This window comes from Collinsella sp. AM38-1BH (assembly GCF_003467545.1).
In the GTDB taxonomy this organism is placed as follows: domain Bacteria; phylum Actinomycetota; class Coriobacteriia; order Coriobacteriales; family Coriobacteriaceae; genus Collinsella.
Window position 1 is genome coordinate 34,498 of the sequence record NZ_QSHC01000016.1, and the last position, 16,011, is coordinate 50,508.

General features: G+C 56.9%; 16 protein-coding genes. 13 read left to right on the top strand and 3 right to left on the bottom strand.

The window, feature by feature from the left end:
* Window positions 1–211 precede the first annotated feature (211 nt).
* From rpmH to DW870_RS07795, 9 genes are all read left to right on the top strand, one after another.
* Window positions 212–346: a 50S ribosomal protein L34 gene (gene rpmH / locus DW870_RS07755; protein ID WP_019127408.1), complete on the top strand. Its 135-nt coding sequence runs from the start codon at window positions 212–214 to the stop codon at window positions 344–346.
* A gap of 20 nt (window positions 347–366) precedes the next feature.
* Window positions 367–705, top strand: a complete 339-nt coding sequence (gene rnpA, locus DW870_RS07760; RefSeq protein WP_082435526.1) for a ribonuclease P protein component — start codon at window positions 367–369, stop codon at window positions 703–705.
* A complete protein-coding gene (yidD, locus tag DW870_RS07765) occupies window positions 702–926 on the top strand; it encodes a membrane protein insertion efficiency factor YidD (RefSeq protein ID WP_022093804.1) in 225 nt (74 codons plus the stop codon). Before rnpA ends, yidD begins: the two co-directional genes overlap by 4 nt.
* A 29-nt stretch (window positions 927–955) precedes the next feature.
* Window positions 956–1,726: a YidC/Oxa1 family membrane protein insertase gene (locus DW870_RS07770; protein WP_055251326.1), complete on the top strand. Its 771-nt coding sequence runs from the start codon at window positions 956–958 to the stop codon at window positions 1,724–1,726.
* Between the two features lie 44 nt (window positions 1,727–1,770).
* Window positions 1,771–2,340, top strand: a complete 570-nt coding sequence (locus tag DW870_RS07775) for a R3H domain-containing nucleic acid-binding protein (RefSeq protein WP_022093802.1) — start codon at window positions 1,771–1,773, stop codon at window positions 2,338–2,340.
* Between the two features lie 169 nt (window positions 2,341–2,509).
* Window positions 2,510–3,175, top strand: coding sequence for a 16S rRNA (guanine(527)-N(7))-methyltransferase RsmG (gene rsmG / locus DW870_RS07780; RefSeq protein WP_233547406.1), 666 nt, complete (start codon window positions 2,510–2,512; stop codon window positions 3,173–3,175).
* A gap of 134 nt (window positions 3,176–3,309) precedes the next feature.
* Window positions 3,310–4,110, top strand: coding sequence for a ParA family protein (locus DW870_RS07785; RefSeq protein WP_022093800.1), 801 nt, complete (start codon window positions 3,310–3,312; stop codon window positions 4,108–4,110).
* The gene (locus tag DW870_RS07790; RefSeq protein ID WP_198019880.1) at window positions 4,103–5,008 is read left to right on the top strand and encodes a ParB/RepB/Spo0J family partition protein; all 906 of its coding nucleotides are present in this window, start codon (window positions 4,103–4,105) and stop codon (window positions 5,006–5,008) included. Before DW870_RS07785 ends, DW870_RS07790 begins: the two co-directional genes overlap by 8 nt.
* Entirely contained in the window at window positions 4,998–5,252 is a 255-nt protein-coding gene (locus tag DW870_RS07795; protein WP_117848459.1) for a hypothetical protein, read from the top strand. The genes DW870_RS07790 and DW870_RS07795 overlap by 11 nt, the downstream gene beginning before the upstream one ends.
* Window positions 5,253–5,451: 199 nt before the next feature.
* Here DW870_RS07795 and rlmN read toward each other — a convergent pair whose 3' ends face one another.
* The gene (gene rlmN / locus DW870_RS07800; protein WP_055251319.1) at window positions 5,452–6,504 is read right to left on the bottom strand and encodes a 23S rRNA (adenine(2503)-C(2))-methyltransferase RlmN; all 1,053 of its coding nucleotides are present in this window, start codon (window positions 6,502–6,504) and stop codon (window positions 5,452–5,454) included.
* 85 nt (window positions 6,505–6,589) lie between these two features.
* On the opposite strand from rlmN, the gene DW870_RS07805 reads away from it, so the two are divergent.
* Together DW870_RS07805 and DW870_RS07810 are read left to right on the top strand one after the other, a co-directional pair.
* Window positions 6,590–7,555: a D-alanine--D-alanine ligase gene (locus DW870_RS07805; protein ID WP_117877320.1), complete on the top strand. Its 966-nt coding sequence runs from the start codon at window positions 6,590–6,592 to the stop codon at window positions 7,553–7,555.
* Window positions 7,549–10,443 carry a helicase C-terminal domain-containing protein gene (locus tag DW870_RS07810; RefSeq protein WP_117877322.1) on the top strand — a complete coding sequence of 965 codons (2,895 nt, stop codon included), beginning with the start codon at window positions 7,549–7,551 and terminating at the stop codon, window positions 10,441–10,443. Before DW870_RS07805 ends, DW870_RS07810 begins: the two co-directional genes overlap by 7 nt.
* Here DW870_RS07810 and DW870_RS07815 read toward each other — a convergent pair.
* Together DW870_RS07815 and DW870_RS07820 are read right to left on the bottom strand one after the other, a co-directional pair.
* Window positions 10,440–11,357: a YafY family protein gene (locus DW870_RS07815; RefSeq protein ID WP_117877324.1), complete on the bottom strand. Its 918-nt coding sequence runs from the start codon at window positions 11,355–11,357 to the stop codon at window positions 10,440–10,442. The genes DW870_RS07810 and DW870_RS07815 overlap by 4 nt on opposite strands.
* Complete coding sequence (locus DW870_RS07820; protein ID WP_117877326.1) at window positions 11,344–12,366, bottom strand: YafY family protein; 1,023 nt, start codon at window positions 12,364–12,366, stop codon at window positions 11,344–11,346. The genes DW870_RS07815 and DW870_RS07820 overlap by 14 nt, the downstream gene beginning before the upstream one ends.
* Window positions 12,367–12,564: 198 nt before the next feature.
* Between DW870_RS07820 and DW870_RS07825 the strand changes: the two genes are divergently transcribed.
* The gene (locus tag DW870_RS07825) at window positions 12,565–15,711 is read left to right on the top strand and encodes a hypothetical protein (RefSeq protein WP_117877327.1); all 3,147 of its coding nucleotides are present in this window, start codon (window positions 12,565–12,567) and stop codon (window positions 15,709–15,711) included.
* Between the two features lie 21 nt (window positions 15,712–15,732).
* Window positions 15,733–15,951, top strand: coding sequence for a hypothetical protein (locus DW870_RS07830; RefSeq protein WP_022094153.1), 219 nt, complete (start codon window positions 15,733–15,735; stop codon window positions 15,949–15,951).
* Window positions 15,952–16,011 lie beyond the last annotated feature (60 nt).

Below are 16,011 nucleotides of genomic sequence, written 5' to 3' on the forward strand. Positions count from 1 at the left end.
ACCTGTTGAAAACTCGATGAAATATCGTGAAAAGTTGCCATGCACCGCTAAATCGAGCTCGGCTTATGGGGGAACCGTGTGAACTGCGTAACCTTTTACCTTTGATTTCTTGACATTTGAACATTGATTTCCCTACAATCTTCAAGCTCACGTGTCTATATCTGCGTCCGCGCCCCCGCGGACACTCGAAATGCAGCAGGAGGAACTTAAGATGAAGCGTACGTATCAGCCTAATAAGCGTAAGCGTGCCAAGACCCATGGCTTCCGTGCCCGTATGGCCACTAAGGGTGGTCGTGCCGTGCTCGCCCGTCGTCGCGCCAAGGGCCGCAAGCGTCTCACTGTCTAGCAGCGATACACACATCTCGCATGAAGACTATTAAGTCTCGGCAAGATTTCGAGCATGTGTTCAGTCAGGGGCGTCGTTTCAATCACCCTCTGATTCGAATGACCATATGTGAATCGGTTGGCGAAGGCGACTCCGGAAGGGTCGCCTTCGTTGGTGCTAAACGGCTCGGTTGTGCTGTCGTGCGCAACCGTTCTAAGCGTGTGATGCGCGAGGCCGCCCGCAGCTGTGGATTTCCCGTTGCGGGTTATGACATCATCTTGTTCGCAACTCCCAAGACGAGGGTTTCTTCGCCTCAGGAGATGGACAATGCATTGCGTTCGCTTATGAAACGCGCCGGCGTTGCCGGGGAGGAGCGATGAGCAATCACGTTTTGCGACGTGTTGCCATCGCTCCTATTCGCATATATCAACAGGTTATTTCGCCCTTATTGCCTGACGCCTGCATTTATTACCCAACGTGCTCGCAATACGCCGTCCAGGCGATTGAGAAGTACGGTGTTTTGAGAGGCTGCTGGCTTGCCGTGAGGCGCATCGCTCGCTGCAATCCCCTGCACGTCGGCGGTTATGACCCTGTGCCCTAGCGGGCACTCGCTATCGGAGGAAAACTTACATGTGGGATTGGATCGTTAACATCCTTTTCGAGCTGCTCAAGCTCATCCAGACCTTTGCGGTCGACTGGGGCCTGTCCATCATCATCCTGGTGGTCATCATCCGTCTGCTGCTGACGCCGCTTATGCTCAAGTCGACTAAGTCGACGGCACGCATGCAGGTGCTGCAGCCCAAGATGCTCGAGATCCAGGAGCGCTATGCCGACGATCCCCAGCGTCAGGCCGAGGAAATGCAGAAGTTCTACAGCGAGAACAAGTTCAACCCGATGGCTGGTTGTCTGCCGCTGTTGATTCAGATGCCTGTCCTGTTCGCCCTATTTACGCTGCTGCGTAACCTGCCGGACTACTTTAACGACGGCACGTTCTCGTTCTTTAATATTCTGCCCGACCTGACCACCACGCCGAGTGCCTCCTTTGCCGATGGCTTTATGGTCGCGCTGCCTGCGCTGGTCTGCCTGATCCTGTTCGCTGTCCTGACCCTGATTCCGCAGCTCTATATGTCGCGCAACCAGACCGGCCAGCAGGCTCAGAGCATGCGTATGATGGCCGTTGTCATGACGGTCATGATGCTTTGGATGGGCTGGAGCCTTCCCGTTGGTGTTCTGCTGTACTACGACGTCTCGTCTGCTTGGCAGGTTATCCAGCAGATTTTTGTGACGCAGAAGGTCATCGACAAGGCGAAGGCCGATGAGGAGGAGCGCCTTAAGAACGCGCCGCTGCAGGTTGAGGTTACTCGTCGCGAGAAGAAGCCGCGCCCGCACAAGAAGAAGTAGTGGGATATCAATCTTATTTAGGTACCTAACTTTTGGAGTACGTTATGTCTGAAGAGATCATCGAGGATATGCTTGAGGAGGTTGCCCCGCAGGTCGCGGGCGATTATCCCGAGATTGCACAGCGCTACAAGGCTGGTGAAGAGCTGACCGACGAGGAGCTCGACACCATTGCCGATGTCGCGATTTCCATCCTGCGTTCCATCCTTTCGCACTTCGATGCCGCCAACTCTCCTATCGATGAGTATGAGGGCGACGAGGGCGAGCTGATTTTGGATGTTACCGCTCCTGATCTTGCTGTTCTCATTGGCCGTCATGGTCGCACCCTTGATGCCCTTCAGGTTATGTTCTCATTGCTGGTGAGCCGCAAGCTCGGCTTTAGGTATCCGGTTGTAGTGGACGTCGAGGGATACAAGAGCCGCCGTCAGGACAAGGTTGCCTCCATGGCTCAGTCTGCTGCCGAGCGTGCCATCCGCACTCATAAGAGTGTTTCGCTTCCGCCCATGAATGCCTACGAGCGCCGACTGGTTCACATTGCACTTCGTGGCAATGACGCCGTCGATACTCATTCTGAGGGTTCTGACCCCGATCGCCATGTGGTGATTGTTGCTCGATAATCTACTCGAGCTTATGCTAAGGGGACGTGGTTTCCACGTCCCCTTTTTTTTGTCAAAAGTTCTCGATACACTGATTTTTGTCAGAAAGGAGCTTTCGTTGTTAGTACTTACTGATCAGCGGGCTGACGAGATGTTGAGTCGTCTAACTTCCTATTGCAAAGAGTATTCCTTGAGCGTAACTGATACTGAGCTGAGGAAATGTATTCAACATTTGGATTTGGTTCTGGAAACAAATAAGACAACCAATCTCACCCGTATTCTTAACATAGAAGATGCTGCGGTACTTCATATCCTCGACTCACTTGTTTTGCTCCCCTATATCAATAAGGCTCCTGAGGGAGCTTTGCTCGATATGGGAACAGGTGCGGGCTTCCCTGGTATTCCGTTAACCATAACCATGCATCGTAAAGCTACTTATATTGACTCTGTTGGTAAGAAGGTTGATGCTGTCAATTCTTTTGTTGATGTTCTTGGATTGAAACATGCTCATGCGGTTCATGATCGCCTTGAAGAATATGCTCGAAGCCATAAGAAGCAGTTTTCTGTCGTAACCGCCCGCGCACTTGCCCCTCTACCGATTCTTGTTGAGTATGCTGCTCCGTTCCTCAAAGACGGAGGGCTATTTGTTATCACCAAGGGTAATCCTTCGGATGAGGAGCTTGCTTCCGGCATGTCAGCAGCTAAAATTTGCGGCTTCACTTTGCTTCTGAATGACGCAATCGATTTGCCTGAGGGCTTGGGCCACAGGGAGTTCATTGTTCTTAAAAAGAGTCATCCGGCATCCGTTTCATTGCCTCGTGCAAATGGCATGGCAAAGAAGAATCCGCTTGCCTAGATGTTTCACGTGAAACATAATGGATACTAACAACTTGCAGTGTTTCACGTGAAACATGGCGGTTGATATCGAATCGGAATGTTTCACGTGAAACATCCTCCGTTTGACAGCTTTAATACACACCAGGAGGGACCGTGGGATTTCGCGACGTTAAGCGTTCTAAGAGCGCAAAAGACACGCGTATCATTGCAATCATCAATCAAAAAGGCGGCGTCGGTAAGTCAACGACGGCTGTAAACCTTGCAGCAGCACTGGGTGAGCAGGGTCGTAAGACACTGATTGTCGATTTTGATCCGCAGGGAAACAGCACCAGTGGATTCGGAATTGAAAAAGAAGACCTTGATCACTGCATCTATGATGCATTGTTGAATGATGTGCCGGCAGAATCGCTTGTTCTTGATACAAATTGCAAAAAGGTATTCGTAATTCCGGCTACAATTCAGCTTGCAGGCGCGGAAATTGAACTCGTAAGCGCAATTGCTCGTGAAACCCGCCTCAAAGATTTGCTTGAGCCGATTCAGGACGAGTTCGATTTTATTTTCATTGACTGCCCTCCTTCGCTCGGCCTGCTTACTATCAACGCTTTGACCGCAGCAGACAGCGTTTTGATTCCGATCCAGTGCGAGTATTACGCACTCGAGGGCGTTACGAAACTGCTTGAGTCAATGAAGATGGTCAAATCTCGTCTGAACAAGGGCTTAGACACCTACGGTGTGCTTATGACCATGTATGACTCGCGTACTTCTCTATCGAATCAGGTTGTTGAGGAGGTTCAATCGTACTTTGGTGATAAGGCATTTAAGACGTTGATCCCCCGTACGGTTAAAATCTCCGAAGCTCCGTCTTTTGGGGAACCGGTAATTACCTATGCACCTCAAAATAAGGGTGCAAAAGCATATATGAACCTTGCAAAAGAGGTGATCAAGCGTGCCTAGTGTAAAGAAACGTGGCGGATTGGGACGTGGACTCAATGCTTTGGTCTCAGAGGCCGAGTATGAGACCGGTGGTTCGGCTGCATCGGCTTCGAATGCCGCATCTGAAACAAAACTACCTATTGAGGATATCGTTCCCAACCCTAATCAGCCGCGAATTCACTTTAACGAAACTGAACTTCGTGAGTTGAGCGAATCAATCCAAGAACATGGCGTCTTGCAGCCGCTTTTGGTTCGCAAGCATGGAAACGGCTATGAGATCATCGCTGGTGAGCGTCGTTACCAAGCGTCAAAGCTTGCTGGTCTTGAGGAGCTGCCTGTCATCATTAAAGATGTTAATGATGAAGAGATGCTGGCTCTTGCTCTGATCGAAAACCTTCAGCGTTCTGATCTGAATCCCGTCGAAGAGGCTAAGGGCTATCGCCAGCTTATCGATGCCAGCGGTATGACCCAGGAGGCATTGTCGAAGGCAGTAAGCAAATCACGCTCTGCAATTACAAACTCGCTGCGCCTTCTCGATCTCCCTGAAGTTGTTCAGCAGATGATTTTTGAGGGCAAACTTACTGCTGGTCATGCACGTGCGATTCTTGCAGTTCCCTATGAGGACGCTCGAATTCGACTTGCAGAGAAGGTTGTTGCAGAGGGCCTTTCCGTAAGAGCGACAGAAAATCTTGCTCCGTTGTTTTCTGCCGGAGAGACACCTAAGACGCCGAGGCCTGCAACGCCTCAGTCTTTTAAAAAGGCTGCCCGCGTGCTTCGTCAGGTTTTTAATACCAACGTGCGTGTTAAGAGCTCGCGTGGAAAGAATAAGATTGAGATTGAGTTTAAAGACGAGGAAGAGCTCTCTCGTATTCTTGGCGAAATGATTCAGTTTGATCAAGGAGGCCAAGATGAGGAATAGGATTATAACTGCGATTGCATTGGCGACGACTGTCGCGGCTGGTGCCTTTGCTGGCTATAAGATCGCGACAGACGATGAACTTCGAGGTCGTTTGCTTCGTAGTGCGCAAGATATTGTCGATACATCCAAGAAGAAAATGGATGTTATGACAGAAGATGTTGCCATGCGTACGGCTCAGGTAACGAAGAATCCCAAGATTAATCAAGGTTGGGTTAGTAACCAATGGGAAAATGTAGGCTATTAGGTACCTAACAATTACTTAGCATATTTTGAGGGGTCCTTGTCTGATTCACGAGGCAAGGACCCCTTATTTTGGCCGTAAAAAATGGGACAGGTAGCAGCTGATTCAAAATTAAGGTCAATAAATAAAACGGCCCCGGTTGCATCTCCTGTAACCGGGGCCGTTCGATGTTTCACATGAAACGTTTTGGGGTGCGACTCCCCTATGCGTTCTTCTGAACTTTGAAGCGCTGCTTCAGCTGTCCGCAAGCGGCGTCAATATCGTTACCACGGGAGTTACGAATCGTGGTCTCGATGCCACGGGACTCAAGACGACGCTGAAGATCCTCAACCTTATGAATCGGCGACGGCTTGAGCGGGCTGCCCTCGATGTCGTTAAGCTGAATCAGGTTAACGTGGCACAGCGTTCCCTCGCAGAAGTCGCAGAGCGCCTGCATCTCGGGATTCGTATCGTTGACGCCTTCGATCATGGCATACTCATAGGTCGGGCGGCGGCCAGTCTTCTCGGTGTAGAGCTGAAGCGCCTCGTGCAGGCGGAGCAGCGTGTACTTCTTAACACCGGGCATAAGCTTATTGCGCGTCGACTGGATGGCGGAATGCAGCGACACGGCAAGCGTGAACTGCTCGGGGATGTCGGCAAATTTGCGAATTCCAGGAATAACGCCGCTGGTAGAGACGGTGAGGTGACGGGCGCCGATACCGATGCCATCGGGGTCGTTGAGGATACGCAGTGCCTTGAGAACCTCGTCGTAGTTGGCAAACGGCTCGCCCTGGCCCATGAACACAACGCTCGTGGCACGCTCGCCAAAGTCGTTGGATACATGAAGCACCTGGTCGACGATCTCCTGAGCTGTCAGCGAGCGCTTGAGGCCGTTAAGGCCGGTGGCGCAAAAGGCACAGCCCATGCCACAGCCTGCCTGGGTGGAAACGCAGACGGAAAGCTTGTTACGACGGGGCATACCGACAGTCTCGACGGAAATGCCGTCGTGGTACTCGAGCAGATACTTGCGAGAGCCATCTTTGGAAACCTGCTTGGTGAGCTCGGTCGGCGTGTCAAAGGCAAAAGCCTCTTTAAGCTGCTCGCGGAAAGCCTTGGGAAGGTTAGTCATATCATCAAACGAACAAACGTTCTTCTCAAAGACCCATTCGATGAGCTGCTTCGCGCGGAAGGCGGGCTGGCCGAGTTCTGCCACGAGCTCGCGAATATCGTTTTGGCTCAAGTCGCGAATGTCCTGAGATTTAGTCCTGGGATTCATGGAAGCCTTTCGATTTTGGGGAAACGTAGAGGGTATCGCTACAATATGGTATCAGCTGCAGAAATTATAGAGGAGGAGTCTGCCCATGCCGGGTAAAAGCCTAGAGAACATGCACGTAGCGGTCTTGGCGGGCGGTCATTCCGCTGAGCGCGAGATCTCGCTCAATTCGGGAAAGAACGTCGTGGCGGCCCTGAAGGAGGCTGGCTACACTTCGGTGAAGCTGCTCGACACGGCTGCCGATGATTTTATGGTAACCATGGCGACCGGTGGTTTCGACGTGGCATTTATCGCCATGCACGGCGCCGGCGGTGAGGATGGTGCCATGCAGGGTGCCATGGAGACCCTGGGTATCCCCTACACGGCCTCGGGCGTGCTCGCGAGCGCCTGCGGTGCCGACAAGGAGGTCTCTAAGCTCCTATACGCCAAGGCGGGCATTCCCATTGCCCCCGGCCTTGCGCTCGAGGTGGGCGATGAAGTCGATATCGATCACATTGTCGAGGTTTGTGGCGAGCGCTGCTTTGTGAAGCCGGCCGTTAACGGCTCCAGCTATGGCATCTCCCTGGTCCACGAGCCATCCGAGCTGCCCGCGGCAATCGCCAAGGCGTTTGAGTACGGCGACAAAGTGCTGGTCGAGAAGTGCATCGATGGTACCGAGATCACCGTCGGCGTATACGGCGAAGATGACGTACGCGCCCTGCCGATTGTCGAGATTCGTAAGCCCGAGGACTGCGAGTTCTACGATCTGGACGTGAAGTATGTCGACCCTACGGATATCCATCGCATTCCGGCGCAGATTTCACCCGAGAATTACGCTCGCGCTCAGGAACTTGCCTGTGCCGCTCACAAGGCCCTCGGTTGCCTGGGTATCTCGCGCAGCGACTTTATTGTGAGCGAGGACGGCCCCGTTATCCTCGAGACCAATACCATTCCCGGCATGACCGATACGTCGCTGTATCCGGATGAGATCCGCCACACCGACGACATGACGTTCCCGCAGGTCTGTGACAGCCTGATCCGTATGGGCCTTCGCCGAGCGGGCATTGCATGCTAATCGAGGACGCGGTTTCGTCAGGAACGCCGCAGTTTGTCATCGACTCCTATGCCACGCTTGCCGACCGCGCCAAAACGCAGTCCTTCGGCCTTATCGAGGAAGATGTGATTGTCCTCGATACCGAGACCACGGGTCTTTCGGTGCAGGACAACGAGCTGATCGAGATCTCGGCGGCCCGTCTTTCGGGCCGCGAGGTCATCGACCGCTTCGATACCTTCGTGCATCCCAAACAGCTGATTCCCGCCGAGATTACCGAGCTCACGAGCATTACAAATGCCGATGTGGCAGATGCCCCGTCGGCGGTTGAGGCCGTCGCCGCTCTCGCCGATTTTGTCGGTGGCTGCCCGGTGATCGCACACAACGCCACGTTCGACCGCTCGTTTATCGAGTCGATCAAAGGCGGCGTCAACGTGAGCGATATTTGGATCGATTCGCTGGCGCTGTCGCGCATCGCGCTTCCGCGCCTGGCCTCGCACAAGCTGTCTTTTATGGCCGATCTGTTTGGCTGCGACTCGGTATCACACCGTGCCAATGCCGACGTCGACGCCCTGTGTGGCGTATGGCGCGTGTTGCTCGTGGCGCTCACCGACTTGCCCCAGGGCCTCATGGCGCGCCTAGCCGACATGCATCCGGACGTGCCTTGGTCCTATCGTCCTATCTTCTCATTCTTGGCAGGGCAGAACCCTGGTTCTATCTTCTCTCTCAGCGCCGCTCGTGCTGACGTTCTCAAGGCCGATCGCGCCGACGATCGGGTGGACGCCGATGAGCTGCCGGTTCTCAAGATGCCGAGTCGTGAGGAGATCGAGGCAGACTATGCGCCAGGTGGCCTGGTCAATCGCATGTATCCCACCTACGAGCCGCGTGATGAGCAGATCGCGATGGCGCTCGAGGTCCGCGATGCGCTGGTCACGGGCACTCATCGAGTAATTGAGGCAGGCACAGGCGTCGGCAAATCGATGGCCTATCTGGTGCCTTTTGCCGAGGCAGCACGCCGTAACAACATCACGGTTGGTATTGCGACCAAATCGAACAATCTTGCCGACCAGCTCATGTACCATGAGCTGCCAAAACTTGCCGAGCAACTGGACGGTGGTCTGTCATTTTGCGCTCTCAAGGGGTATGACCACTATCCGTGCCTGCGCAAGCTCGAGCGCATGAGCCGCGGCCAGGTCGAGATTACCACCAAGCGCGATCCGGCGGACACGCTCACGGCGGTCGCGGTCATTATGGCGTACGTCTGCCAATCAGCCGATGGCGACCTCGACTCGCTCGGCATTCGGTGGCGCAGCGTCAACCGTCCCGACTTTACGACGGCCTCGCGCGAGTGTGCTCGTCGCCTCTGCCCGTTTTTCCCTGATAAATGTTTGGTCCACGGCGCTCGCCGTCGTGCGGCGCATGCCGATGTGGTGGTCACCAACCATTCCCTGCTGTTCCGCAACGTCGCGGCCGAGGGCAGGATTTTGCCGCCGATTCGTCATTGGGTAATCGACGAGGCCCATTCCATCGAGCGCGAGGCGCGCCGTCAGTGGGCGCGTGTGGTGTCGGCGGACGAATCACGCGTTCTGTTTGAGCGTCTGGGTGGCTCGAGCACCGGCGCGCTAAGCCAGGTTTCCCGTGATTTGGCAACCTCCGAGGGCTCTACGCTCTATCTGGGCCTTACCGCCAAGGCGACGTCGACGGTTGCGCGCGCGAGCATGGCGATCGCCGGCGTGTTCGATGGCGTTCGCGAGCTCGGTCGCCGTGCCCGTGGGGGCTATGACAATGCCAATCTATGGATTGGCCCCGAGCTGCGCGAATCTGACGACTGGCATGATTTCTTACAGTCGGCCTACACTGGCATCGACGCATTGGAACAAGCTGACAAGAGCGTCGACGCGCTGGTGCAAGCCGTCGCCGCCGACAAGCCAGAGGTTGTTGTCGACCTGGGTGATATCTCGCGCCGCCTGCACGAGCTGGCCGAGAACCTAAAACTCATCATTGATGGTACCGATGAACACTACGTGTATTCGCTGCAGGTCAATCGCAGGCTGCGTGCCGGCGGAGAGTCAATGACCGCAGAGCGCATCGACATTGGCGAGGCCTTGGCAACCGAGTGGCTGCCCGAGGTTCACACGGCTATCTTTGCCTCGGCGACCATGACGGTGTCCAAAAGCTTTGAGCACTTTAACCATGCGGTCGGCCTTGATCGCATCGGTGCTTCAACGTCGTCATCGCTGCACTTGGATTCGAGCTACGACTTCGATTCGAACATGGCTGTAGTCGTTGCGGGCGATATCCCCGATCCGCGCGATCGTGAGAGCTATCTTACGGCGCTCGAGCGCGTACTGGTCGACGCCCATCTTGCCATGGGCGGATCGGTGCTCACGTTGTTCACCAATCGGCGCGACATGGAGGACCTATACGCCCGCGTTGAGCCCAAGATGGCCCGTGCGGGTCTGGAGCTCAACTGCCAGCAGCGCAACTCATCTCCTCGTCGCCTGCGCGACCGGTTTATCAACGAACCGACCTCGTCGCTTTTTGCGCTCAAGGCCTTCTGGGAGGGGTTTGATGCCAGCGGCGAGACGCTGCGCTGCGTCATCATTCCCAAGTTGCCGTTCTCGAGCCCCACGGACCCGCTCTCGTGCGAGCGCAACCTGCGCGAAGACCGCGCATGGGCGCGCTATTCGCTGCCCGAGGCGGTGCTCGAGGTTAAGCAGGCCGCGGGGCGTTTGATTCGCTCGTCGACCGATAGCGGTGTGCTGATCTTGGCGGATCCTCGCCTGGTGACGAAGGGCTACGGAAAGAAGTTCTTAACGTCGCTGCCCACGAGCTCCTACCAGCGCATCGAATCGGCACAGATCGGTCACTATCTGCAACTGTGGCGCGCACGCCACGAGCGGCGGCGCTAAAGCGGACAGACGAGAGTTTTTGCCATATCGCACAGACGCTTTGACAGGGTGGGGTCATCCAAGATGCGGATGGCTCCGCCCGCTGCGATTATCTGGCTCAGTAGCCAACGCTCGGAGCCGTAATGCACGGTTACCGTTGCCATGTCTGCCCCGCTGCGCTCGATGAGGGTGATGCCGGCCCAGTCCAGATGCTCCGCCATATCGAATGGCATCAAGAGCTTTGCGCTACGCTGCGTCCGGGCAAGGGAATCGTGGAGGGATGCGACGTCCGGTGCGTGAGGCACGACGGAGTCTTCCGTCAAGGTGAGTCCCTCGATTTTATCCATGCGATAGGTGCGCTGCTCATCGACTGCGATGTCCCAGGCAATCAGGTATGTTTGGTCGCCGTTTGCCGTAATGCGCAAGGGGTCGACCAGACGCTCGCGTGGCCGTGCATCGTCCATCGAGCGATACGAGATGAGGCAGCGAACGCCGTCCTGAATGGCGCAGCTCAGCTGCTGCCAGTGCGACCCGTGGTTGACGGTGTCAAAGACGCACTGGTTATAGCCGAGCTCTTCGGGTAGAAGAGCGTGTCGAATCCGAGCTGCCGTCTGCGGCTCGATCCCCAACGATTCAAGTTCGTGGTTGAGCACAGCGCCCTCGGCGGCACTCAGGCGCAGCGGTAGCACACGTCCGGCGTCACCGGTGAGGACCACACGCTCGCCGTGGCATTCGCAGATGATGCGCGCACCCGATTCTCGGTCCGCGAGCGTCGAGACGATCTCGAGAATCTCGTCGAGCGATATTCCCGTGATGTCAAAGCGGCCGCAAATTTCGGTTCGTGTCATGCCGCTCTCGCCGGAGGCGTAGAGGGCCTCCATGATGTCGATGGCGCGCGAGAGTCTCTGCTCGCTGGTGAGTTTACGCACGGGCATGCTCGTGCACCGTCCTTTCAATGAGGCGGTTCCACGCCTGCTTGAGCGATTTGGGGGCCATGGGCCTCATGCCGTCCATGGCGCGGGCCATGCAAAATGAGGCGGCGGCTTCAAGGTCGCGCACGTCAACGGTCCAGATCCATCCCGCATCGGTGTGTGCGAGCTCACCTCGCCCGCGCGTGAGGCCGTTGATCATATCGATCTGCGTCTGCGGGGCGAACGAGAACGTAGCCGCAACGGGCGGGCGGTCGGCAAAATCGAATTCAAAGAACAGGTAGTCGTTGAGATTGAAGTCTGCAGGGATGGCGTAGGCCTTCGAAGGACGCCAAGCGCGAACGATACGGTCGCAGCGGAATGTCCTGATGTCGTCGGTGGCATTGTCGAGGCCGCAGAAGTACGCAACGCCCTCGCGCTCGAACATGCCGTAGACGCAGACGGTACGCTCTTTCTGCTCACCGCGTCCGTTCTGATATAAAAATCGCAGCGCGCATCGCTCGGCAAAGGCGCTCCATACCGCATCGACGGTGGGAGAGCGGCGGATCGGTGCTTCGTCCGCCGTCGTCCTGCCGGTGAGGTAGGCAATCTTGGAACGAATATCGGCAAGCGGCGCGGCAAAAGTGGATGAGCCGGCCGCTATTGTCTGGTCGATAGCGTTGAGCAGGATATCGGCGTCGTCTGCGGTGATGAGGCCGCCTGCCGCAAACGTGTGCTCGCGGTCGATTGTCCATGAGCTTTCCTCGGTCTCCTGCGCGCCGGCGGGGCGAACCTCCTTGATTAAGATGCCGCGTTCGAGCAGTTTGTCACGATCGCGCCGAAACTTGCGCTTATCCGAGTCGATATTGCCCGAGCCATATCCCAGGTCAGAATCCAAGACGATCTGCTCGGTCGTCAGCGGTTTGGGGGAGCTGTTGAGCACAAAGAAAAGATTGAGGATGCGCTGAGTCGTTTTATCGAAACTGGGCTCCGAATTCCCCTTTTTAATTGTCGCGGTCGCGTCGCTTGCCGTCATAGAGTCCTCGCATGAGAAGGTGGTTTGCTGCCATGATTTTAGTCCGATATGGAGATTAGGCTATATCCTTGTCCGCTCGGGGCGTTAAGATGGCCCGAATTCGGTCGTTTGCGCTCGCTCGGGGTATACTTTCGACTATATACGGTTCTAATGTGCATGCATTGGGCCTATTTGTCGGATTATGGATGTGGAGCGCACATGGCGAACACCCAGAACTATATTAACCACCTGCTGCAGAACACCGGCATCACGCCGGCATGCAGCGAAGAAGAGCGCTTGGCTGCCGAGGATATCGCTCAGATCTTCCGCAACCACGGCTTTGATCCCGAGGTTCAGGAGTTCAATGCCCCGGCGCCCAGCAGGTTGGCATTTGCCGTTACCGGTATTCTTGCGTTTGCCGGCGCCCTGCTGATGGGCATCGGCGGCGGCATCGGCTTGGTCGGCACCTTGCTGGCCATTGTCGGTGCCGTTCTTTACGTGCTCGAGCGCACGGGCCACCCCGTGGTTTCGCGCCTGGGCAAGACGGGCGTGAGCCAAAATGTCATCGCCTACCACAAGGCCTCGGGCCCGCTCGCGTCTCCGCGCAACCGCCCGGTGGTCGTTGTCGCACACTACGACTCTCCCCGTGCTGAGCTGCTCGCCCGCGAGCCCTATGCTTCGTATCGTGCGCTCATCGCCAAGCTGTTGCCCGTTGCCACGGTTGCCCCTGCTGCCGTTGCCATCTTGCGTATCCTGCCGCTCCCCGGCGCGCTCAAGGTTCTGCTGTGGATTGTCGCGATCCTCGCTTCCCTCGTTGCGCTCGCCAACGCGGCAAACATCATTTCTAACCGTTTTGTGCTTCCCTATACGTCCGGCGCAGTGTGCAACAAGTCTTCTGTCGCCGCTATGCTCGGCGTTATGGACAACGTTGCTCCCTTCCAGGGCGAAAACGAGTTTCCCGACGATGTTCCGTTCGATACCTATTTTGGGGAGCAGAAGCGTCGTGCCGAGGAGATGGCGCGCGCAGCAGCGGAGTATGCCGCGGCCCAACAGCAAAACGACTACGGCAACACCATCGAGTATGAAGAGCCTACCTACGCCGAGGACGAGTTCGGTCAGCCGATTGCTCCCGACGCTCAGACCGAGCCCGAACAGGGCGAGGCTTTCGACGAGCAGATCGAGGGCTTTGAGGGTGCGTCTGCCGACGAGACGCTGATTGGCGCCATCGTGCCCGAGGATCAGAATCAGGCTGTCCAGGCCGAAGAGTTCAATGACGAGGTTCCCACTGCCGAGCCGGCGGAGGAGCCTGTCGCGGCCGAGCCCGAGCCCAGGCTCTATCGCAATGCCGCCGGCAACATCCGCTTTGGTTCGGATGCCATCCGTGCGCTCGGAATGCTTCCCGAGTCCTGCACGCTCGATTACGAGGAAGGCGAGGAGCCGACGTTTGAGCCCGAGCCTGCCCCCGTCGTGACTGCATCTGCGCCCGTTGTCGCCGTGGATGATGAGTCTGCCGCGGTTGCCGCTGCCGTTGCCGAGCCCGAGGCGGTGTCCGCGATCGATCCCGCGGCAGGACTGGACATTTTGGCTCCCGCCGCGCCGACGCAAGACGTTACGGACGAGCCTGACGACGATTACGCTGAACAGCCGAGGCGCGTGTCTTACGAGAGCGATACTGATTTCTCGGCCGAGATTCCCGCGGCAACGCCCCATGCCGATATTGCATCCGCGTTCTCTTCGATTGGCGCCAGCGCTTCCAACTTCTTTAAGGGTGCGCTTGCAAAGGGCAGGAAATTTGTCGACGATTTCGAGGGGAAGCGCGCTGCCGCACGCGAGGCTGCCGAGCAGGAGGCTATCGCTCAGCAGCAGGCAGCCGAGGCGGCACGTGAGCGCGCGGCGCAAGAGTTCGAGCAGAACGAGGCTATGCAGTCCGTGCCTGTCGACGCCGCCGAAGCTACGACGTCCTTTGAGGCTCAGCAGCACGTCGATAGCACCATGTCGTTTGATGCCGCGCAGTTCGATTCCACGATAACGTTTGAAAAGCAAGGCACCGCGATTGCCGAGCCCCTTCCTGTTTCCGATGAGCAGGGCGACGCGGCAGACGATGACGAGCCTATTGATGCTGCCGAAATCCAAGATGTCGCCGGGCACGAGCCCGTCGAGGTCAACTGTGACGAAGAGCAATACGCGGCAGCCGATCAAGGTGATTCGACCGAGGTCGAGCAGGAGGAGGTGCCTGCGGTTTCCGAGGCTCCCGAGACAGATGAGTCGAGGCCTTACTCCACGCAGATTTTCACCATGCCGACCCCGAGTGGTTCCGGTGCCACGGTTGCCGATGTTGCTCCCACCCAGGACGAAACGGTCGATTCCCTTATGGCCCAGATTTCCTCCCAGGCATCACCGCGTCCGCAGGTGAATGTTCCCGATCCGGCGTCGGCTCCGTCGCCTGCACCTTCCTCGTCTCCGCTAGCTTCGGTCCCCGATCCGTCGCTGCCGTCGATGAAGCAGGCAAACGTTGCGTCTCGCACGTCGCTGTTCGACCTTCCCGACCCCTCCGCACAGGTCAACGACCCCTTTGCTACCGCTCAGGGTCCCGAACCCACATCGGCACCCGTTGCGCCTCCTAGGCCCGTTGCGTCGGGCGCACAGCCGATCGAGACCATTTCGGCTCCCGCCCCGGCGGCACCCAAGTCTCGCAAGCGCGGCCTGGGCGGCCTGTTCGGTCGTAAAAAGAAAAACGAACAGGACAGCATGAGTGACTGGCTGGGCGTCGAAGACGATTACGATGCCAAGAAGTCCGGTCGCGGCATCGGTTCGTGGGATAATTTCGAGGACGATAACGATGGCTGGAAGGGCGGCGCTACGTCTTCCGACGGCGCTTCTTCCGAAGATATGCTCTCGGCTGTTGCCTCTATGGGTGACGATGAGCTGCTCGGTCACGATATCTGGTTTGTGGCAACGGGCGCCTCGGATTGTGATGGCGCCGGTGTGAAGGCCTTCTTGGCTTCGCATCGCGATAAGCTCCGCGGCGTATTCTTCATCAATCTTGAATCCGTCGGCGCCGGTAGGCTTTCGGTGGTGACGGTTGAGGGCGAACAGCAGCTGCTCAAGGGCGATCGCCGCATCATGAACCTGGTCAGCAAGGTGTGCAAGTCGTTCCATGTCGATTGTGGCGCGCTCGAGATGCCCTATGCCAAGACCGATGCCTATGCCGCGCTCGAGGCGAGCCGCCGAGCCCTCACCATCGCCGGCGTGGACGGCACGCGCCTGGCTTGTGCTCGTACCGAGGACGACCTGCCCCACAATGTCAACCCGACGAACATTGCCACGGTATCCGAGGTCGTGACCGAGGTTATCCGCCGTTCGTAGACGGAGCTCTAAGGAGTCAACGTGTTTTCGTATATTAAGCGCCATTGGCCTGTCTACGTGATTTTGACCTTGATTGCCATTGCGTTGGGGTTTGGAGCCGCCTATATCGTGGGCGCGAAGGGCTCGACCCCCGCCTCCGCAATCAGCGAAGAGGTGGAGCAAGAACAGAGCACGGGTGCCGATGGGATTCCTGAGTCCGAGCAAGCAATCGTTGATGGTGGATCTTCGTCTGCAGAGTAGATACAGCGATTTAAATGATTGAAAGCGGGCGAGCCGGGGGACTGGCTCCCCCCCCTTTTT